This is a genomic window from Xanthobacter aminoxidans, assembly GCF_043193615.1.
Classification (GTDB): Bacteria; Pseudomonadota; Alphaproteobacteria; order Rhizobiales; family Xanthobacteraceae; genus Xanthobacter; species Xanthobacter aminoxidans.
Genome location: NZ_JBAFUS010000007.1, coordinates 58,882 through 79,025, shown reverse-complemented (window position 1 = coordinate 79,025; position 20,144 = coordinate 58,882). Strand labels below are relative to the sequence as shown.

Sequence of the window (20,144 nt, the reverse complement as noted above, 5' to 3'; positions counted from 1 at the left end):
ACGTCGCGCCTCTTGACATTCAAGAATTAGAATTTCATTTTTTTGAATGTCAAGGGATTTGGACGTCGTCACGACGCACCGTCAAGGAGGAACCCCATGAGCGAGATCGCACAGGCCCGGGGCGGGTCCGGTTCAGGCTTCGCCTGTTCGCTGAAGGCCAAGGCATGGTCGCCTTACGTGGCCGGCATCCTCATCGGCCTTCTGCAGGTGCCGGCCTTCCTGCTCATCGAGACGGCGCTCGGCGCCTCCTCGTCCTATGTCACCGTCGGCGGGATCGCGGCGTCGTGGATCGACCCGGCTGTGACCAACATCGACTATGTGGCCAAGCACATCGCCGCCACCGGCAAGAACTGGTGGCAGGTGGCGCTGGTGATCGGCGTCGCCATCGGCGCCTTTCTCTCCATGCGCATCTCCGGCGCCCGCCGCCAGCCGATCTCGCCCATCTGGTCGCGGGCGCTCGGCACGGCGAGCCCCGGCGTGCGCTATGCGGTGGCGTTCGGCGCCGGCTTCGTGATGCTGTTCGGTGCCCGCATCGCCGATGGCTGCACCTCCGGCCATGGCCTGTCCGGCATGGCGCAGCTTGCCGTGTCCTCCACCGTCGCCGTCGCCGCCATGTTCGCCGGCGGCATCGCCACCGCGCTGCTCCTGCTGCGCCGCATCTGACGCGAACGGACCACAAGAAAGGCCAAAGCCATGTCTCTCGTCCAATCCATCGTCATCGGCCTGCTCATGGGCACGGTGTTCGGCGTCGCCCTCGAAAAGTCCCGCGTGTTCGAGCCCGGCATGATCGTGGGACAGATGCAGTTCCGCAATTTCATCATGCTCAAGGTGTTCCTCACCGCCGTCGCCACCGGTGCGCTGGTGATCGCGGCACTGCACGGCTTTGGCCTCGTGAAGCTCGCCCCGAAGGCCACCTTCTACGCCGCCGACGTGGTGGGCGGCCTGATGCTCGGCGCCGGCATCGCGCTGGCCGGCGCCTGCCCGGGCACGGTGCTCGCGCAGGTCGGCGTGGGCTATCGCGATGCCCTCTTCACCCTCCTCGGCGGCATCGCCGGCGCCACCGCCTTCGGCTATGCCGAGCCGGTGCTGAAGCCGGTCCTCGCCGCCTCCGGGCCGGGCAAGATCACCTTCATGGACCTCACCGGCCTCTCCTATCCGGTGATGGCCGTCGGCCTCGCGGCGGTGCTGGTGCTGATCCTCGTGGGGCTGGAGATGTGGCGGCCCTGGCGCGCCGATCTCGGTGCCGACGTGGACGGTGACTTCGGCCCCGCCGCGCCGGTGAAGACCACGCGCTCCCACCTCGAACCGGCGGAGTGATCCCCATGTCCGCGCCACGCATCGTCATTCTGGGCTCCGGCTTTGCGGCGCTGACCGCCGTACGCGAGCTGCGACGGCGACGCGTCGGGGCGGACATCACGGTGGTGTCGCCCAACCCCGTGCTCACCTATCTGCCGAGCCTCATCTGGGTCCCGGCAGGGCTGCGGCGGGCGGAGGACCTGACGATCCCGCTCACAGGCTTCTTCGCCCGCCACGGCGTCCGCCACATCGCCGCGACAGTGGAGCAGGTGACGGACGGCGGGCGACGGGTTCACACCAGCGGCGGCGTCATCGAGAACGACGTGCTGCTCATCGCCACCGGCGGGCGCTATATCCGCAAGCTGCCGGGCATCGAGAACGCCTTCATCCCCTGCGAAGGCATCGCCGTGGCGGAAGCCCTGCGCCTGCACCTCGCGGCCCTCGCGCGCGGCACCATTGCCGTCGGGTTCGGCGCCAATCCGCAGGAACCCTCGGCGGTGCGCGGTGGGCCCATGTTCGAGTTCCTGTTCGGCCTCGACACCCTGCTGCGCCGGCAGGGCCGGCGGGAGGCGGTGGATCTGGTCTTCTTCAACGCCTCCACCCAGCCCGGCCAGCGCCTTGGCCCGAAGGCCGTCGGCGGGCTCCTGAAGGAGATGGAGCGGCGCGGCATCAAGACCCATCTCGGCCACAAGCCCCTGCGCTTCACGCCCGACAGGGTGGTGACGGAGGGCGGCGAGATTCCCGCCGACCTGATCCTCTTCATGCCCGGCCTCACCGGACCGGCATGGCTGTCGGAGAGCTGCCTGCCGCTCTCGCCCGGCGGCTTCGTCGCGGCCGATGCCACCTGCGCGGTGCAGGGCCTCGACGATGTCTATGTGGCGGGCGACGCCGGCTCCTTCCCCGGCCCGGACTGGATGCCCAAGCAGGCCCACCAGGCCGATCTCCAGGCCCGCGCCGCCGCCCGCAACATCGCCGCCGCCCTCGCCGGCCGGCCGGAGCGGGAGACCTTCCGGCCGGAACTCGTCTGCATCGTCGACACGCTGGATGCGGGGATGCTGGTGTTCCGCGACACGCGGCGCAACTTCGCCTTGCCCCGGCTCGGCCCGCTGCACCATGTGAAACGGATGTTCGAGGCCCACTATCTCAGCGCCTATCGCGCCGCCTGAGGCGGGTGCCGCCCCTTTCGCACCGCACAAAGATGCATTAAGCCCCCGGGACGAACGATCCCCAGAGCCCCGGGTGCCCTTGTCCCATGATCCGCCTCGACAACATCAGCAAGCAGAACGGCCGGCAGCTCGTCTTCATCGAGGCGTCGGCGGCGCTGCTGAAGGGCGAGAAGGTGGGCCTCGTCGGCCCCAACGGCGCCGGCAAGACCACGTTGTTCCGCATGATGACCGGGCAGGAGACGCCGGACGAGGGCCAGGTCTCGGCTGATCGCGGCATCACCATCGGCTATTTCAGCCAGGACGTGGGCGAGATGTCCGGCCGCTCGGCCCTCGCCGAGGTGATGGACGGCGCCGGCCCGGTCAGCACCGTCGCGGCGGAGCTGAAGGAGATCGAGGCGGCCCTCGGCGATCCCGACCGCATGGACGAGATGGATGCGCTCGTCGAGCGCTACGGCGAGGTGCAGGGCCGCTTCGAGGAGCTGGGCGGCTACGCACTGGAGGGCCGCGCGGCGGAGGTTCTCGCCGGCCTCGGCTTCTCCCAGGAGATGATGGACGGCGACGTGGGCAAGCTCTCGGGCGGCTGGAAGATGCGCGTGGCGCTTGCCCGCATTCTCCTCATGCGCCCGGACGTGATGCTGCTGGACGAACCCTCCAACCATCTCGACATCGAGAGCCTGATCTGGCTGGAAAGCTTCCTCAAGGGCTTCGACGGCGCGCTGATGATGACGTCGCACGACCGTGCCTTCATGAACCGCATCGTCAACAAGATCGTCGAGATCGACGCCGGCATCCTCAACACCTATTCCGGCGACTATGAGTTCTACGCCGGCCAAAGGGCGATGAACGAGAAGCAGCAGCAGGCGCAATACGAGCGCCAGCAGGCCATGCTGGCCAAGGAGATCGCCTTTATCGAGCGCTTCAAGGCCCGCGCTTCCCACGCCGCGCAGGTGCAGAGCCGGGTGAAGAAGCTGGAGAAGATCGACCGGGTGGAGCCGCCCCGCCGCCGCGAGGCGGTGGCCTTCGAGTTCGCCCCCGCGCCCCGCTCCGGCGAGGACGTGGCGAGCCTCAAGGGCGTCCACAAGAGCTACGGCAGCAAGGTCATCTACGAGGGGCTGGACTTCCACATCCGCCGCCGCGAGCGCTGGTGCGTCATGGGCGTGAACGGCGCCGGCAAGTCCACTTTGCTCAAGCTCATCGCCGGCTCGACGGCGCCGGACGACGGCACGGTGGCCGTCGGCGCCAGCGTGAAGATGGGCTATTTCGCCCAGCACGCCATGGACCTGCTGGAGGGCGAGCGCACCGTGTTCGAGACGCTGGAGGACGCCTTCCCCCAGGCCGGACAGGGCGCCCTGCGCACCCTCGCCGGCTGCTTCGGCTTCTCCGGCGACGACGCGGAAAAGCGCTGCCGCGTGCTCTCCGGCGGCGAGAAGGCGCGGCTCGTGATGGCCAAGATGCTGTTCGACCCGCCCAATTTCCTGGTGCTGGACGAGCCCACCAACCATCTCGACATGGCCACCAAGGAAATGCTGGTGGCAGCGCTGGCCGATTATGAGGGGACGATGCTGTTCGTCTCCCATGACCGGCACTTCCTCGCCGCCCTCTCCAACCGCGTGCTGGAGCTGACGCAGGACGGCATCCACCAGTACAATGGCGGCTATACGGAATATGTCGCCCGCACCGGCCAGGAGGCGCCGGGCCTGCGGAACTGAGGGGCTGCGGGCAGCGGGGCGCTCACAGCGCCCGTTCGCCCGCCTCCATCACCTCGATCAGCGCCGGCACCACGGTGGCGCGCATCCTGCGGCCGTAGAACAGGCCGAAATGGCCGGCGCCCGCGACGCTGACATGGCGGCGCAGGGCGTCCGGCACGGCGCGGCACAGATCGTGCGCCGCCTCGGTCTGGCCGGGGGCGGAGATGTCGTCGTCCGTGCCCTCGACGGTCAGCAGCGCCCCGCGCAGCGCCTCGGCCCGCACCCTGTGTCCGGCGATCTCCAGCGTGCCATGGGCGAGCGCATTGTCGCGGAAGATGGTGGAGACGTTCTCCATGAAAAATTCGGCCGGCACGTCCATCATGGTCCAGCACAGCCGGGAGAGCGGAAAGCACAGCGGGTCGTCACCATCGTCGAACAGCAGGCGCATGGGCAGTTCCCCGCCGGTGATGGACTGCCGCCAGAGGTAGAGGGCGAAGGTGTCGATCTGCCGCCACGCCGGGAATACGCGGCGCCCGGCGCCGGGCAGGCCCTGCGGCACCTCCTCCATCACCTGGGCTTCCAGCGCCTCCAGCGAGCGCTCCTGCAGCATCTTCCACAGGCGGGTGGGATTGCGCGCCGGGTCCATGGGCCCGCCCATCAGGCCGAGGCTCGCCACCGGCAGGCCTTCATCCGCCAGCAGGCAGGCGGCGGCGAAGGCGGGCAGCGCGCCCTGGCAGACGCCGACGATATGCACTGGCCCCGTCACCGCCAGCGCGCGGGCCATCTGCGCCGTCTCCAGGCAGTTCTCGGCGAAGCCGAAGCGGCCGGCGCCGAGCGGCAGATAGCGCGCATTGGGCCATTCGGTGATGCCCACCCGTCCGGCCGCTGGCAACAGCGCGGCAACGAGGTCGCGCATCAGGAACGGGAAGCCGCCGGCGATGGGCGCCACCACCAGAACGTTCCGGGCGGGTGCCACGCCATCGCGGGCATTCTGCCGCGAGAACAGCCGCAGCCGGCCGAACGGGAGGCTGGCCGGCACCGTATCGCCCACCGTGCCGCTCGCCAGCCCGAATGCGCGATAGGCCTCCTCGGTCGCGCAGGGGAGCGGGTCGGCCGCTGCGGGACGGAAGGGACGCAGATCGTCAAGCCACATGAGGCGCGGTCCGTCCTTTGCGGTCCGGGTGGGGGCGACGGCCCATCATAGCCGAACGCCCCCGGCGCACCATGGCTGGTGGAGGAGATTCTAAGCCGGCTTCAGAGCGACGCGGCCGCGCGGGCGGCCTGATCGTAATGGCCGGACAGGGTGCGCATCAGCGCGGCGATCTCGGAAAGCCGGGCCGGGTCGATGCCGGTCGCGGCCACCGCATCAGCGAGCAGCGCTTCGCGCACCTCGCGATAGCGCGCGCAGACGGCGCGGCCGGTGTCGCTCGCGGCCAGCGTCTTTTCCTTGCCGCGACGGCCGCCTTCCACGAGGCCGAGGCCCTGCAGCTTCTTGGCCGCATAGGTGACGAGGTGGGTGTCTTCCACGTCGAGCACGAGACAGAGGTCGGCGATGGTCTTGGGCCGGTCGCGATGGACCACGTGGTGCAGGATCAGAACGTCGAGGGCCGAGAGGTCCGGCACGCCCGCCGCCGCCATGCAGCGCACCATCCAGCGGCCGTAGGCGTGGGTGAGCATGTTGAGCCCGAACTCGAACTCCGACAGCGCCGGCAGCGCCCCGTCCGCGAGATGGGCGGAGGAGACGATGGAAGGGCCGGCCTTGCGACGGGCGGCGCCCTCGGCGGCCTTGCTCTCGCCGGCCTTGCTCTCGCCAGCCTTCTTGGGGGTGTCCTTGGTCACGGGATCGATCCTGACGAGACGGTCCTGGCTGGAGACCGGGGGCGGGAGAGCCCGTCCCCGGTCCGCGCCTTCACTTCTTGTAGGTGGCGATGATCTCCTGGCCCGCCGGGCCCGCCTTGGCGAGCCACGCCTCGGTGAGGGTTCCGCCGATCTTCTCGAAGCCGGCCTTCAGCTCGGGCGCGGGCGGGGCGACCTTCATGCCCTTGGCGGCGAGGATGTCCATATAGGCCTTGGTCTTCTCCTCGGAGAGCTTCCAGCCGCGGGCCTCGGCAGCGGCGGCGGCCTTCAGCACCGCCTCCTGGGTGGGCTTGTCGAGGGCGTCGAACGCCGCCTGGTTCACGAAGACGACGTTCTTCGGCAGCCAAGCCTGGATGTCGTAGAAATAGGGGATGCTCTCCCAGATCTTCACGTCGTTGCCGGTGGCGGACGAGGTGATGAGGGCGTTGACGACGCCGGTGGCGAGCGCCTGCGCCAGTTCCGCCTGCTGCACGGTGACGGACTGGGCGCCCACCGCCTCGCCGATACGCGAGGTGCCGGCATTGTAGGCCCGCCACTTGGCGCCCTTCAGGTCGTCCACCTTGGCGACCGCGTTCTTGGAGAACAGGCCCTGGGGCGGCCACGGAACCGCGTAGAGCACCTTGATGCCCTGCGCCGCGAGCTTCTTCTCCACCGCAGGGCGGGAGGCGTCCCACAGCTTCTTCGACGCGCCGTAGGAGGTGGCGAGGAAGGGCACCACGTCGATGCCGAAGATCGGGTCCTCATTCTCGTGGATGGAGAGGAGCACCTCGCCCGCCTGCACCTGCCCGGTGGCGACGGCGCGCTTGATCTCGGGCGCCTTGAACAGGACGGCGTTGGGCTGGAGCGTCACGGCGAGCTTGCCGCCGCTGGCCGCCTCCACGTCCTTGGCGAACTGGGCGAGGTTTTCAGTGTGGAAATTGTCGGCCGGATAGGCCGAGGCGAGGTTCCACTTGGTCTGCGCGGCGGCGGGCGCCGTGCTCGCCAGAGCGGCGAGGCCGGCGGCGAGGAGCGCGGGAGCAAGGGTGCGGAAAGGCGCCATGTCTGGTCTCTCTCTGGTTCCTGGGAAGGTCTCGAACGTGTTGCCCTCATCGCAGCGGCGCGGGTCTGCGACCTTCGCCGATGCGTTACGCTCATGTGCCGCGCGGACTGTGCCGAAGGCCCGCGCGGAAACGCCCGAACTGCGGCATCAGCCGCCCGGAAACACCCAGCGCGGCAGCACCAGGGCGATCTCCGGAAACGTCGTGATGATGATGACCGCGATGTTGAGGAGAATGAAGAAGGGAAATGCCGCTTTCGCCACCGAGAAGGTATCGCGCCCGCTCATGTTCTGCAGCACGAACAGGTTGAAGCCCACCGGCGGGGTGATCTGCGCCATCTCCACATGGATGACGAGGTAGACGCCGAACCACACGAGGTCGAAGCCCGCCTGCTTCACCATGGGCAGCACGATGACCGCGGTGAGCACGATCATGGAGATGCCGTCCACGAGGCAGCCGAGGATGATGTACATCACGGTCAGCGCGAGGGCGAGCTTGCCGGGGGTGAGGTTGAGCCCCTGCACCCACTCCGCCAGGGCCACGGGAATGCCCGTATAGGCCATGGCCGCGGTGGTGAAGGCGGCCCCGGCGATGATGAGCATGATCATGCAGCTGAGCCGCGTGGCGCTCATGACGCTTTCGACCAGCGTCTTCCAGGTGAGCGTACCGCTCCACCACGCCAGCGCCAGCGCCCCGGTGACACCCCATGCGGCGCATTCGGTGGCGGTGGCGATGCCCAGCACCAGCGACAGGAACACCGCCGCGATGAGCAGCAGGCAGGGCACGAGCCGCGCCGACTGCCGGAGCTTCTCGACGAACGGCATGTGCGGGTCGCGCGGCGGCGTGCGGCTGGGATTGAGCAGCGACCACAGCATGATGTAACCCGAGTAGAGCCCCATCACGAGCAGGCCCGGCAGGAAGCCCGCCAGGAACACCTGCAGCACGGAGACGTTGGCCGTCACCGCATAGACCACCATGGGAATGGACGGCGGGATGAGCAGGCCGAGCGTGCCGGAGCCGGCCAGCGAGCCCAGGCTCATGCCCTTGTCGTATCCGCGCTTGTCCAGCTCCGGCAAGGCGATCTTGCCGATGGTGGCGCAGGTGGCGGCCGAGGAGCCGGACACCGCCGCGAAGATGCCGCAGCCGATCACGTTCACATGCAGCAGCCGTCCCGGCAGCCATTGCAGCCACGGGGCAAGACCCCGGAACATCTCTTCCGACAATCGGGTGCGGAACAGGATCTCGCCCATCCAGATGAAGAGGGGCAAGGCGGCGAGGGTCCACGAGGCGCTGGCGCTCCACACTGTGGTGGCGAGCACCTGGCCGATGGGCACCGGCGTGGTGAGCACCATGGCCAGCAGGCCGACGAGTCCCAGCCCGAGGGCGATCCACACGCCGGAGGCGAGAATGGCGATGAGGAAGACGAGGAGGACCAGCGAAAGCTGGATGAGATCGAGGTGCGGCATGGCTCAGACGCCGCCTCCCGATGCGATGCGCTCCACCAGTTCCTCGGGCGAGGAGACGGGTTCCTTCTCGTAGCGGGGGCGATTGCCGCGGGCGACGTTGACGAACTCGTCCACCATGGCGATCAGCAGAATGGCGAGGCCGGCGGCGTACCCTGTCTGGGGGATCCACAGCGGCACCGCGACGACGCCCTGGGACATGTCGTCAAAGCGCCAGGAATCATAGGTGAGGCGCCCGGCGTTCCAGGTGAAATAGGCGAGGAAGGCGATGGCGACGACGAGCGCGAACAATTCCAGCGCCTGCCGCCGACGCCCGGTGAGCTGCTCCAGCAGCAGGCCGACACGGATCATCTCGCCATAGCGGAAGGTGTGGGCGAGGCCGAGAAAGGCCATGGCGGCCATGGACCATGCGGCGAAGTCGTCGCCGGACGGAATATTGATGCCGAACTGCCGGCCCACCGACAGGCCCATCATCAACAGGAAGATGATGATGAGAAACCCGGCGGCCACCACGCCGGACGCGAAATAAAGGCCATCGAGCAGCTTGCGGATCATCGGGGCGCCCCCGGGGTGTACGCCGGGGCCTGGGCGCAGATCCGCGCGGCCCCCGTTCGGTGACGGAATTCTTCGCTGGTCATCGGAACCCCTCTGGAGACCGGCGCCATTGTTCTGCCCGCCAAGAAGAACCGGCATTCAGGCGCTCTTGAAGGGATGTTCTCCCGCCTTCGATATTTCGTCAACAAATTGTTGACGTTTTATCGCCCTCATGACTTCCTTATTCGTGAGCGGGGCATCGTGCCTCGCGGGCGCGCCCTCGCTGCGTCCGAAACAGGGGAGCAGGAAGCCTGCCAACCCCGCCAGCCACCATCCAGACGGGAAACGGGGCCGATGTCGAGCGACGATGTGAAGACGAGCGCAGCCGCCGAAGCCGAAGCTGCGGCGCCCCCCTCTCCGTCCGCCTCCGCACCCTCCCCTGCACCTTGGGAATTCTGGATCGACCGGGGCGGCACCTTCACCGATATCGTCGGCCGCAAGCCGGATGGCAGCCTCGTCGCCCACAAGGTGCTGTCGGAAAATCCGGAGGCTTACCGCGACGCCGCGGTGCACGGCATCCGCGAACTGCTCGGCCTCCCTGCCGGCGCGGCGATCCCGCCGGGGCTGGTTTCTGCCGTGAAGATGGGCACCACGGTCGCCACCAATGCCCTTCTGGAGCGCAAGGGCGACCGCACCCTGCTCGTCACCACCCGTGGCTTCAGGGATGCGCTGAGGATCGGCTATCAGGCGCGGCCGAAGATCTTCGCCAAGAAGATCGTGCTGCCGGACATGCTGTTCGAGCGCGTGCTGGAGGTGGACGAGCGGGTCCGCGCCGACGGCACCGTGGAGGCCGCCCCCGACCTTGCCACCGTGCGCGCGGCGCTGGAGCAGGCGAAGTCGGACGGCATCGCCGCCGTCGCCATCGTCTTCATGCACGGCTACCGCTTCCCCGAGCACGAGCAGCAGGTGGCGGCGCTGGCGCGGGAGATCGGCTTCCCGCAGGTGTCGGTGTCCCACGAGGTTTCGCCCCTCATCAAGCTGGTGGGGCGCGGCGACACCACGGTGGCCGACGCCTATCTCTCCCCCATCCTGCGCCGCTATGTGCGGCAGGTGGCGGAGGAGCTGTCCGGCGGCGCCGAGGGGGCTGGCAAGGAAGCCGAGGGCGAAGCCATCCGCCTGATGTTCATGATGTCCTCGGGCGGCCTCACCGCCGCCGATCTGTTCCAAGGCAAGGACGCCCTGCTATCGGGACCTGCCGGCGGCGTGGTGGGCGCGGCGGAGACCGGGGCGCTCGCGGGCTTCGACCGCATCATCGGCTTCGACATGGGCGGCACCTCCACCGATGTCTGCCATTATGACGGGGAGCTGGAGACCGCCTTCGACACGGAGGTCGCGGGCGTACGCATCCGCGCCCCCATGATGCGCATCCACACGGTGGCGGCGGGCGGCGGCTCCATCCTGCATTTTGACGGCGCGCGCTTCCGCGTCGGCCCGGATTCCGCCGGCGCCAATCCCGGCCCCGCCTGCTATCGCCGCGGCGGGCCGCTGGCCGTCACCGACGCCAACGTGATGCTGGGCAAGCTGATCCCGGACTATTTCCCGAGGATTTTCGGCCCCGCCCAGGACCAACCGCTGGACGCCGAGGTGGTGCGCCGGAAGTTCTCTGATCTGGCCGAGGAGATCGGCGGCGGGCGCACTCCCGAGGAGGTGGCGGACGGCTTCGTCACCATCGCGGTGGAGAACATGGCCAACGCCATCAAGAAGATTTCGGTGGAGCGCGGCTACGACGTGACCCGCTACGCCCTGAACTGCTTCGGCGGCGCCGGCGGCCAGCACGCCTGCCTCGTCGCCGATGCGCTGGGCATGACCAAGGTGCTGCTGCACCCCTTCTCCGGCCTCCTCTCCGCCTATGGCATGGGCCTCGCCTCCGTCCGTGCCCAGCGCACCCGCGCGGTGGGCGAGGAGATGGCCGCAACCGTCATTCCCGGCCTGGTTGAGCTGAAGGCCGAACTGGCCGCCGCCACCCAGGCGGAACTCGCCACACAGGGCATCCGGACTGACTCGATCCTGACTGATGCAAAAGCCCACCTGAGATATGGTGGAACCGATACTGCACTCCCCGTTCAGCTCGCCGACATCGCGTCGATGACCGCCGAGTTCGAGACCAAGCACCGGGCCCAGTTCGGCTTCGTCTCGCCGGAAAAAACCATTGTGGTGGAAGCGCTTGAGGTGATTTCGGCGGGCGGCGGCGCCGGCATCGCCGAGCCTGACCTGCCACTGGATGCCGGTACCCCTTCCGATACCTCCCAGACCCGCTTCTTCGCCCGTGGCGCATGGCATGACGCGCCCGTGGTGAAGCGGGAAAACTTCAGGCCCGGCATGGGCTTGCAGGGCCCGGCCATCGTCATCGAGCCGAACCAGACGGTGGTGGTGGAGAAGGGCTGGCGGGCGGAGGTCTCGGCCAAGAACCACCTGATCCTCACCCGGACGGAAAAACTCCTGCGTTCAGAAGCCGTTGGCACCCATGCCGACCCGGTGATGCTGGAGGTCTTCAACAATCTCTTCATGTCCATCGCCGAGCAGATGGGCGTGACCCTCCAGAACACCGCCTATTCGGTCAACATCAAGGAAAGACTGGATTTTTCCTGCGCCGTCTTCTCGGCGCAAGGCGATCTCGTCGCCAACGCCCCGCACATGCCCGTCCACCTCGGCTCCATGGACCGCTCGGTGGAAACGGTCATCCGCGAGAACGCCGGAAACATCCGCCCCGGCGACGTCTTCGCCCTCAACGCCCCCTACAACGGTGGGACGCATCTGCCTGATATTACAGTGGTAACGCCGGTTTTCGACGACGCCGGAAAGGCCATCCTGTTCTGGGTCGCCTCCCGCGGACACCATGCGGACGTGGGCGGCGTCGCCCCCGGCTCCATGAGCCCGCTGGCCACCCATATCGAGGAGGAAGGCGTCTATATCGACAACTTCAAGCTGGTCGCGGAAGGCACCTTCCGCGAGGCCGAACTGCGCCATCTGCTCACCTCCGCGCGCTATCCGGCCCGCAATCCGGCACAGAATATCGCAGATCTCAAGGCGCAAATCGCCGCCAACGAGAAGGGCGTGCGCGAACTCCTGAAGATGATCGACACGTTCGGGCTGGATGTCGTGCAGGCCTATATGGGGCATGTGCAGGACAATGCGGCTGAAAGCGTCCGCCGCGTTCTCGATCGTCTTGATGACTGCTCCTTCCACTACGAGATGGACCAGGGCACCGTCATCAAAGTCAAGATCTCGGTGGACAAGGAGAAGCGCGAAGCGACGGTGGATTTCACCGGCACCTCGCCCCAGCAGCCCACCAATTTCAACGCCCCCGCCCCCGTCACCCGCGCGGCCGTGCTCTATGTGTTCCGCGTCATGGTGGAGGACGAGATCCCCATGAATGCGGGGTGCCTGCGGCCCATCCGCATCGTGGTGCCCGAGGGCTGCATGCTGTCGCCGGTCTATCCGGCCGCCGTGGTGGCGGGAAATGTCGAGACATCGCAGGCAGTTACCAACTGCCTGTTCGGCGCGCTGAAGGCCATGTCCGCCTCCCAGGGCACCATGAACAACCTCACTTTCGGCAACGATATCTACCAGTATTACGAGACCATCTGCTCCGGCTCCCCCGCCGGCCCCGGCTTTGACGGGACGGATGGCGTGCATGTGCACATGACCAATTCCCGCCTCACCGATCCGGAGGTGCTGGAGACGCGTTTTCCCGTTCTGCTGGAAGACTTTCACATCCGCCCCGGCTCCGGCGGGCGGGGGCGTTGGCATGCGGGATCAGGGACTTACCGGCGCATCCGCTTCCTTGAGAAGATGGACTGCGCCCTGCTCTCCTCCCATCGCCGCATCCACCCGTTCGGTGTCGATGGGGGCGAAAAAGGCCAGTTGGGAGAAGGGTTTGTGCGCCGACTGGACGGCTCCACCGAGGTCCTTCAGGGCTGCGACCAGAAGGTGCTGGAGGAAGGCGAGGCGGTCATCATCGTCACTCCGACGGGGGGCGGATATGGCGATGTGAAGCTGAGGGAGAGGTAATCAGCCCCTCCCCGAGACCAACAAAAAAGGCGCCCGACGGGCGCCTTTTCGCTGCGGTGCGGCAAAATGTCAGTAGGCGAGCGCGCCGACCTTTTCCACCTGGATGGCGTCGCCGACGCGCACGATGCGCAGCGAGGTGCCATCGCGGCCGACCGGGCCGGGGAGGGAGACGATCTGCTCGTCGCCGGGCTGCTGGAGCACGGTGGAAACGCGGACCACAGCCGGCGTGGCACCGGGCTCGCCGGCAGCGTCAAGGGTCGTAACCACTTGATAACCCTTGGCGGCACGCACGTAATAGGTGACGGCGGAAGCCTTGCCACCCAGATTGGTCACGATGGCCTGACGCTCGGCGGGGAGGGTCTCGCCGGCAAAGGCAGGGGCGGCCGCGATCACAGAGGTCGCGGAAAGGAGGCCGGCAACGCCGGCGAGGAGGATGTTCTTCATGTCAGCCTCGCTGCGCTCCGTGCGGCCCGCGGCCAAGATCTCGGTGCGCTTTAGCTGTGGTGCACCATAGCGGACTTGCTGCGATGCAGCACGCGTATTTTCCGCATTCCAGAAATGCATTCCACGCAAATCTCCACCTACCTCGGTACCCTCTCATCCCGGAGGCCCGAAAAGGACGTGCAGGCGGGCCCTGACACCCCGGCTGACACCCCACTGCCGGTACATGTCCACCCAGGTATTCGCGACGATTCGGATGGGGTTCAGGCTCGATTCAGCACCGGCCACGCCGAACACCAGCAGTTCCCCCTTCGGCGCCTCGGTGAAGGTGCCGAACATCCGGTCGAAGATGATCAGTACACCACCGAAATTGCGGTCGAGGACGGCGGCGTTCGCAGCGTGATGCACCTGATGATGGCGGGGCGTGTTCAGCACCCATTCCAGCGGGCCGAGATGGGGCGGGGCGGCGAGGTGGAGGAAGAACTGGTAGACGAGGCTCGCCCCCAGCATGCCGAACACCGCCAGCGGCGGGAAGCCGATCAGCACCAGCGGCAAGTAGAACACGAACCCACCGGTGAGTTGCCCGCCCCAGCCGAGGCGCACCGCCGCCGAGAGGTTCAGGCGGGTGGCGGAGTGATGGACGGAATGGGTCGCCCACAGCCAGCGCACCTTGTGCATGGCGAAGTGGTGGACATAGTAGCTCAGCTCCACCCCGAGGAAGAGCGCGATCCAGGCCACGGCCCCGCCCATGGGGATGTCGAACAACCTGTGGCCGGAGACGAAGAACACCGGCACCGCGACGATCCCGGCGGTGAGCGCAGCGATCACCTTGTTGCCGACGGCGATGGCGAGGGAGGCGGCCGTCTCCCTGGGATCGTAGCTGTCGTGATGGTTGAGCCTGTGAAACAGGAATTCCACGAGCATCAGTGCAAGCGCGATGAGCGCGAAGGCGAGCGGATGGGGCACGGCGGTGCCGCTGGCGAGAAGGCCGAACATGACGATGGTCCCGTGTGGAGCCCCCCAGCCCCGCCACCGGAGACGAAAAGATCAGCCGGGCCGCGACCTGGGGCGGAGGCCGCGACCCGGCTTTCCGAGCCTTGACGGCCCGGAGCTGGAAATCCGGTCAGTAGCGGCTCACCGTGCCGGAATGGCTCACGCTGTTGCCGGCCGGGCCGGTGCTGGAGCCCTGGTAGGAATAGGTGCCGGGCGAGGTCCGGGTGACGCTGCCGGTATGGGAAGCCGTGCCGCCGGCGGGGCCGGTGACGGTGGAAGCGCGGCTGCAGGTGCCGCCCGCGCAGCCGCCGGCCCCCGAGCTGTTGTAGGTGCCGCGCGGCGTGGTGGTGCTGCCGGTCCGCGTCCAGGCGGCCGCCTCGCCGATGCCCGAGAGCATCGTGAAGCCGGCGACGGTGAGGATGGCGGAGGAACGGGAGAAGGGGATCAGGCTGGGCATCTCGGTCTCACTCAGGCGCCATCCCGGGGGCATGGCCGGTTGCGATGGGGAGAGCTTCACGGATGGCCGTTGCATCGCGTTTGCCTGCCGGTGAGGTGCTGTAACGTTTTGTATCCTCCACACGGCCGCGCATTGATGGCGGGCGCCCCTCCGGCGAAACTCGCCCCGTCCCAGCCGAGCCCCCACTCCTTGGAGACCCGCTTTTGGCCCCGCGCACGCTGCTCATCGTCGAGGACGACCGCGAGATCCGCGCCCTGCTCGCGGACTTCCTCGGCCGAGAGGGCTATGGCGTGCTGGCGGCGGAGGATGGCGTCGCCATGGACCGCATCCTGTCGACCGCGCGGCCGGACCTGGTGATCCTCGACCTCATGCTGCCGGGCGAGGACGGGCTGTCCATCTGCCGCCGCCTCCGGGCGCGGGGAGGAATGCCCATCCTCATGCTCACCGCCAAGGGCGACGATGTGGACCGCATCGTCGGGCTGGAGATGGGCGCCGACGACTATCTGCCGAAGCCGTTCAACCCGCGCGAGCTGCTCGCCCGCATCCGGGCCGTGCTGCGCCGGGCGGACGGGACGCTGGTGGAGCCCGCCCCGCGCAACCGCCGCGTCGCCTTCGCCGGCTTCGTGGCCGATCTCGACGCCCGCAGCGTCGCCGAGGCCGACGGCCCCCTCCTCGACCTCACCTCGGCGGAGTTCGAGCTGCTCGCCTGCTTCCTGGAGCGGCCGAAGCGTGTGCTCTCCCGCGACCAGCTTCTGGACTGGACCCGCGGGCGCTCGGCCGACCCGTTCGACCGCACCATCGATGTCTCGGTCAGTCGCCTGCGGCGCAAGCTCTCCGCCGTCTCCGAAGAAGCCGCCCTGCTCATCAAGACCGTCCGCAATGGCGGCTATCTGCTCACCGTCGATGTCCGCCAGCTCTGATCCGGCGATGCGCCGTCACCGCCGGTTCGGGCTCGGCACGCGACTGGCGCTGATCGTCGTCGCCGGCCTTTTGGCGGTGCAGGTGCTGATGCTCGCCGCCTATGTGCTGGAGCGCCAGCGCTCCTCGTCGCCCGTCGCCGTGCTGATGGTGATGCAGCGCATCGCCGCGCTGGCGCAGCTGCTGGATCGGCTGCCCCCCGCCGAGCGCGATCTCGCCGTGCGCGCGGCCGCAGGTCCCGGCTTCCTCGTCGCCATCCGGGCCGAGAAGCCGAACCTCCAGACGCCGCGCCTGCTCGGCTTCGCCGAGCGCCGGCTCCGGCTGCTCACGGGATTGCCGCCGGACCGCTTCATCGCGCTGTCGCTCGCCGGCGACGATCACCCCCACGGCCTCGTCGAGCGCCTGCGCGACCTGCGCGGCGCGAAGCTCACCGTGGCCTTTGCACTCGTCGGTGGCGGCTATCTGGAGATCGTGGCCGGGGGCGACGTGACGGTGCGCTTCCTCGGCCTGCCGGTGGGGCTCATCGGCGGCATCCTCGGCTTCCTCGTGGCCCTCCTCGCCCTGCTCGCGGTGCGCCGGGAGACCCGCCCCCTCTCCGACCTCGCGGCGGCGGTGGAGCGGTTCGGCGCCCAGCTCCAGCCCTCGCATGTGAAGGAGCGCGGCGCCCCGGACGTGCGGCTGGTGATCCGCACGGTGAACGCCATGCAGGCCCGCATCTCGGAACTGGTGCGCATGCGCACGCTGGTGCTGGGGGCCATCAGCCACGATCTGCGCACCTATCTCACGCGCCTGCGGCTGCGGCTGGAGCTGATGCCGCCCGGCGACCAGGTGGAGAAGGCCCGCGCCGACCTCGACGGCATGCAGGCGCTGGTGGACGACGCCCTTGCCTTCGCCCGCGCCTCCTTCGCCCCCGCCTCCGGGGAGACCGTGGACCTCGCCGCGCTGGCGCGGGCCGAGTGCGAGACGCGCCGGGCGCAGGGCGCGGCCGTCACGCTCCATGGCGCCGACGCGGAGCGGGTGGTCGCCGGCAATCGCGGCGCGCTCGCCCGCGTCCTCGCCAATCTCGTCGGAAACGCCATCGCCTATGGCGCGTGCGCGGACATCACGCTTCAGGATCGCGGCGACGCGGTGGACCTCGTGGTGGAGGATCGCGGGCCGGGCATTCCCGAGGGCGAGCGGGAAACGGTGTTCGAGCCCTTCTACCGGCTGGAGCCCTCGCGCAACCGCGACAGCGGCGGCGCCGGCCTCGGCCTCACCATCGTGCGGCAGATCGCCGAGGGGCACGGCGGCAGCGTCACCATCTCCGACCGCCCCGGCGGCGGCGCCCGCCTCACCGTGCGGCTGCCGAAGCCGGAAGAGCAGGCCGGCACGCCCTGAACCGGTCCGGGCCCAGGGCGAACCCGCTCACCGCTGCACCGAAATGTCCTCGCCCCTCAGGAAGTAGGAGGCCGCGTCGAGATCGTCGGCGACCGTCCAGGCCGTCTGTTCCGACGGGCGGTTGACCTTGATGTAGACCGTGCCGTCGCAGATGATCCGCGCGGTGCGCGGAAAGCTCAGTTCGGAGAAGGTGGCGGCGGTCCGGTCGGCGCCCAGAATGGGGCTGGTCTTCAATGCGAAGGTGCCGCTGGGATGGCCGAGCGTCAGGCTCCCGCCCTTCCCCGCCTTCAGCGCGCCGTCGCGCAGGGCCTGGTTGGGCACGGTGCCGGGGATGGCCGCGGCGGCCGCGAGGCAGGTGGACCCGCTCCCCGGCGCCGCCGAATGCATGATCGATTCGAGATAGAAGCGCGCGACGACATCCACCGTCTCGGCCTTCACCTCATGCCCGTCGAGGTCCGTGTAGGTCGCGGGCGCGGCGACCGAGACGGCGAAGGGCAGCGTCGCCTTGCCGATGGTGTCGATCGTGTACTGGTTCCAGCCGATCAACTGGGCGATCTTCAGCCGCAACTCGGTGAGGCGGGCGAGCATGCCGGGCGGCGTCAGCACCGCGCCGGTGGGCGAGGGCAGTTCCAGGCCCGTGCAGCCCAGCCCGAAGTCCTCGGCCCGGAAGAAGCCGCAGATATTCACCATGTCGACGATGGTGACATCGATCTTGCTGCCGTCGCTCAGCACGACGGTGTCCACCAGATTGCCGGTGGGAAAGGTCCGGCCGGTGAAGCCGCCGCCCTGGTCGCGGAAATCGACGAGGATTTCCGCACCCGTCCCCGGCACCCCGCCGATGGCGGTCTGGCCATCCACCAGCGCCTCGCCGTTGGCCACGTCGAGGGTCATGTACATCATCTTCTGCGTGTTGGTCGAATAGGCGCGCACGGTGAGGCGGCCGTCCCGGACGCCCGGGATCATGTTCTTCATCAGGGCGAACACCGGCACCCCGGCCGAGATGTTGCCGCAGTTCATCTTGTAGGTGACGGTCGCCGGCTGGTCGGGAAAGATCTGCACGAAAGTGTAGTCCACATCGGCGCCCTCGCGTGTGGAGGGCTGCACGATGGCGGTCTTCGACTGCAGGATGGTGTTGCCGCCGAGACCGTCCATGCCCATCGGGTCGGGGGAGCCGCGCACGGCCAGCAAGAACTCTTCAAGCCCCTGGCCCGGCAGGGGGACGTTGCGCCCTTCGAAATAGAACCCCCGGCTGCTGCCACCCCGGATCAGGGTGATGGGGGCCAGCGTCTGCTCGAGATTGCGATCGAAGTGAAACAAGCCCATGGCGCCCGCCCGCCGCGCCGCCACATTGGGCGATCGCGTCCCTGATCTCGGCCTCCGAACGGAGACCCGGTGAACCGCTGCAAAGCTAGCGGCACCTCCAGGACGGCTGCGTTGACATAGGTCATCACGAGCGGGCGCGATCAGGCGATCGCCCCCCTTGCGGGACGGTCGTTCAGCCCTTCAGCGCCGCCTCGACGCCAGCGGCCACGGAAAAGAGGGCGGCATCCCTGCCCGGCGCGCCGGCCAGCATGAGGCCGGCGGGCAGGCCGCCTTCGCCGGTGAGGGGGAGGGAGATGGCGCAGCCGTCGATCATGTTGATGAGGGTGGGATTGCGCAGGGCCATGATGTTGGCGCGGCCATAGGCGTCGTCGTCGGTGAGCAGGTCGGCGATGCGCGGCGGGGCGATGGCGACGGTGGGCAGGGCCAGCGCGTCGAAGCCGGCGAGCCGCGCGGCGGCACGGGCGACGAGGCCGGCGCGGGCCGCCACCAGCTCCACATAATCCGCGGCCGACTGCTCGGAGCCGCGACGGACGCGCACGGAGACGCGCGGGTCGTAGCCATCGCCCTTCTCGGCCAGCAGGCGGCGGTGGACGGCATAGCTCTCCGCCGCGGCAAAGCCGCCCTTGGCATTGAGGGTGGCGATCTCGCCGAACTCGGGGAAGGGCGCGGAGACGATGTGCGCGCCGGCCCTGGCGAGGCGCTCCAGCGCCGCCTCGAAGGCGGCGGCGACGGGCGCGTCCAGCCCGTCGAGGGCGACGGTGGTGGGCACGAGCAGGCGCAGGCCCGCGACCGGGCGCGCTGGCAGCGGCGCGTCACCGCCCGAGAGGATGGCGTCGAGCGCCGCGCAGCAGGCCACCGAGCGGGCAATGGGGCCGATGGAATCCAGCGTGGTGGAGAGCGGAAAGGCGCCGTCGCGCGGCACGCGGCGGGCGGTGGGCTTGAAGCCGACGAGGCCGCAGAAGGCCGCCGGGATGCGGCAGGAGCCGCCCGTGTCGGTGCCAAGCGCCGCATGGGCCATGCCGTCCGCCACCGCCACCGCACCACCGGAGGAGGAGCCACCGGAGACGCGCGGAGCAGTTGCCCGCTCGAAGGGGGCGGCGGGGTTGCCGGTATGAGGGTTCATGCCGAGGCCGGAATAGGCGAACTCGGTCATGGTGTTGCGGCCGACGAGCACGAACCCGGCCCGACGCAGGCGCGCTACGGCCGGAGCGTCCGCCTTCGCCGGGGGAGAATCGCGCAGCACCTTGGAGCCCGCCGCCGTGACCTCGCCGGCCACGTCGAACAGGTCCTTCACCCCGACGGGGATGCCGGCGAAGGGCGAGGGCGCGGCCCCCGCCTTCCGCAGCAGGTCCTGGGCATCGGCGGCCGCGCGGGCCGCCTCCCGGTTCACCCGCACGAAGGCGCGCCCGCCCTCCCCGTCCGGATCATCGATCCGGGCGATGCAGTCCTCCACCAGCGCCCGCGCCGTGGTGCGGCCGGAGGCGAGATCATCGGCGAGGGCGGCGAGGGTGGGCTGCATGGGG

General features: G+C 68.9%; 17 protein-coding genes. 7 read left to right on the top strand and 10 right to left on the bottom strand.

Translation table 11 applies throughout. The features are described from left to right. Positions 1-96: 96 nt before the first annotated feature. The 4 genes from V5F74_RS23445 (at position 97) to V5F74_RS23430 (ending at position 4,171) form a co-directional block, all read left to right on the top strand. Positions 97-663, top strand: coding sequence for a YeeE/YedE thiosulfate transporter family protein (locus V5F74_RS23445; protein WP_394010150.1), 567 nt, complete (start codon positions 97-99; stop codon positions 661-663). Between the two features lie 30 nt (positions 664-693). Then, complete coding sequence (locus V5F74_RS23440) at positions 694-1,317, top strand: YeeE/YedE thiosulfate transporter family protein (protein WP_029555850.1); 624 nt, start codon at positions 694-696, stop codon at positions 1,315-1,317. A gap of 5 nt (positions 1,318-1,322) precedes the next feature. After that, positions 1,323-2,462, top strand: coding sequence for an NAD(P)/FAD-dependent oxidoreductase (locus tag V5F74_RS23435; RefSeq protein WP_394010149.1), 1,140 nt, complete (start codon positions 1,323-1,325; stop codon positions 2,460-2,462). An 86-nt stretch (positions 2,463-2,548) separates the two neighbouring features. Next, positions 2,549-4,171 (top strand): ABC-F family ATP-binding cassette domain-containing protein, encoded by a 1,623-nt coding sequence (locus V5F74_RS23430; RefSeq protein WP_394010148.1) that lies wholly within the window; start codon positions 2,549-2,551, stop codon positions 4,169-4,171. Between the two features lie 22 nt (positions 4,172-4,193). Here the strand turns inward: V5F74_RS23430 and V5F74_RS23425 are convergent, their stop codons facing one another. The 5 genes from V5F74_RS23425 to V5F74_RS23405 all read right to left on the bottom strand — a co-directional run bounded on the left by V5F74_RS23425 (position 4,194) and on the right by V5F74_RS23405 (position 9,062). Next, complete coding sequence (locus V5F74_RS23425) at positions 4,194-5,303, bottom strand: hypothetical protein (protein WP_394010147.1); 1,110 nt, start codon at positions 5,301-5,303, stop codon at positions 4,194-4,196. A 101-nt stretch (positions 5,304-5,404) separates the two neighbouring features. Beyond that, positions 5,405-5,896, bottom strand: a complete 492-nt coding sequence (locus V5F74_RS23420; RefSeq protein WP_156026438.1) for a winged helix DNA-binding protein — start codon at positions 5,894-5,896, stop codon at positions 5,405-5,407. A 163-nt stretch (positions 5,897-6,059) separates the two neighbouring features. Then, the gene (locus V5F74_RS23415) at positions 6,060-7,046 is read right to left on the bottom strand and encodes a TRAP transporter substrate-binding protein (RefSeq protein WP_250167359.1); all 987 of its coding nucleotides are present in this window, start codon (positions 7,044-7,046) and stop codon (positions 6,060-6,062) included. Between the two features lie 147 nt (positions 7,047-7,193). Beyond that, entirely contained in the window at positions 7,194-8,510 is a 1,317-nt protein-coding gene (locus tag V5F74_RS23410) for a TRAP transporter large permease (RefSeq protein WP_029555856.1), read from the bottom strand. A gap of 3 nt (positions 8,511-8,513) precedes the next feature. Then, a complete protein-coding gene (locus V5F74_RS23405; RefSeq protein ID WP_024280966.1) occupies positions 8,514-9,062 on the bottom strand; it encodes a TRAP transporter small permease in 549 nt (182 codons plus the stop codon). Between the two features lie 333 nt (positions 9,063-9,395). Here V5F74_RS23405 and V5F74_RS23400 point away from each other — a divergent pair, with 333 nt between their 5' ends. Then, on the top strand, positions 9,396-13,112 hold the full coding sequence (locus V5F74_RS23400; RefSeq protein WP_394010146.1) for a hydantoinase B/oxoprolinase family protein: 3,717 nt from the start codon (positions 9,396-9,398) through the stop codon (positions 13,110-13,112). A 69-nt stretch (positions 13,113-13,181) separates the two neighbouring features. On the opposite strand, the gene V5F74_RS23395 is transcribed toward V5F74_RS23400, so the two are convergent. From V5F74_RS23395 to V5F74_RS23385, 3 genes are all read right to left on the bottom strand, one after another. Continuing rightward, on the bottom strand, positions 13,182-13,676 hold the full coding sequence (locus tag V5F74_RS23395) for a hypothetical protein (RefSeq protein WP_156026257.1): 495 nt from the start codon (positions 13,674-13,676) through the stop codon (positions 13,182-13,184). 33 nt (positions 13,677-13,709) lie between these two features. Further along, positions 13,710-14,549, bottom strand: a complete 840-nt coding sequence (locus V5F74_RS23390) for a sterol desaturase family protein (protein WP_394010145.1) — start codon at positions 14,547-14,549, stop codon at positions 13,710-13,712. A gap of 127 nt (positions 14,550-14,676) precedes the next feature. Then, complete coding sequence (locus tag V5F74_RS23385) at positions 14,677-15,003, bottom strand: hypothetical protein (RefSeq protein ID WP_394010144.1); 327 nt, start codon at positions 15,001-15,003, stop codon at positions 14,677-14,679. 203 nt (positions 15,004-15,206) lie between these two features. Here V5F74_RS23385 and V5F74_RS23380 point away from each other — a divergent pair, with 203 nt between their 5' ends. Then, entirely contained in the window at positions 15,207-15,923 is a 717-nt protein-coding gene (locus V5F74_RS23380) for a response regulator (RefSeq protein ID WP_394010143.1), read from the top strand. Between the two features lie 7 nt (positions 15,924-15,930). After that, complete coding sequence (locus tag V5F74_RS23375; protein WP_394010142.1) at positions 15,931-17,298, top strand: sensor histidine kinase; 1,368 nt, start codon at positions 15,931-15,933, stop codon at positions 17,296-17,298. Positions 17,299-17,325: 27 nt separating this feature from the next. Here the strand turns inward: V5F74_RS23375 and V5F74_RS23370 are convergent, their stop codons facing one another. Together V5F74_RS23370 and V5F74_RS23365 are read right to left on the bottom strand one after the other, a co-directional pair. Further along, the gene (locus V5F74_RS23370; protein ID WP_051678838.1) at positions 17,326-18,621 is read right to left on the bottom strand and encodes a PrpF domain-containing protein; all 1,296 of its coding nucleotides are present in this window, start codon (positions 18,619-18,621) and stop codon (positions 17,326-17,328) included. A gap of 172 nt (positions 18,622-18,793) precedes the next feature. Beyond that, positions 18,794-20,140 (bottom strand): amidase, encoded by a 1,347-nt coding sequence (locus V5F74_RS23365; RefSeq protein ID WP_394010140.1) that lies wholly within the window; start codon positions 20,138-20,140, stop codon positions 18,794-18,796. Between the last annotated feature and the right edge of the window lie 4 nt (positions 20,141-20,144).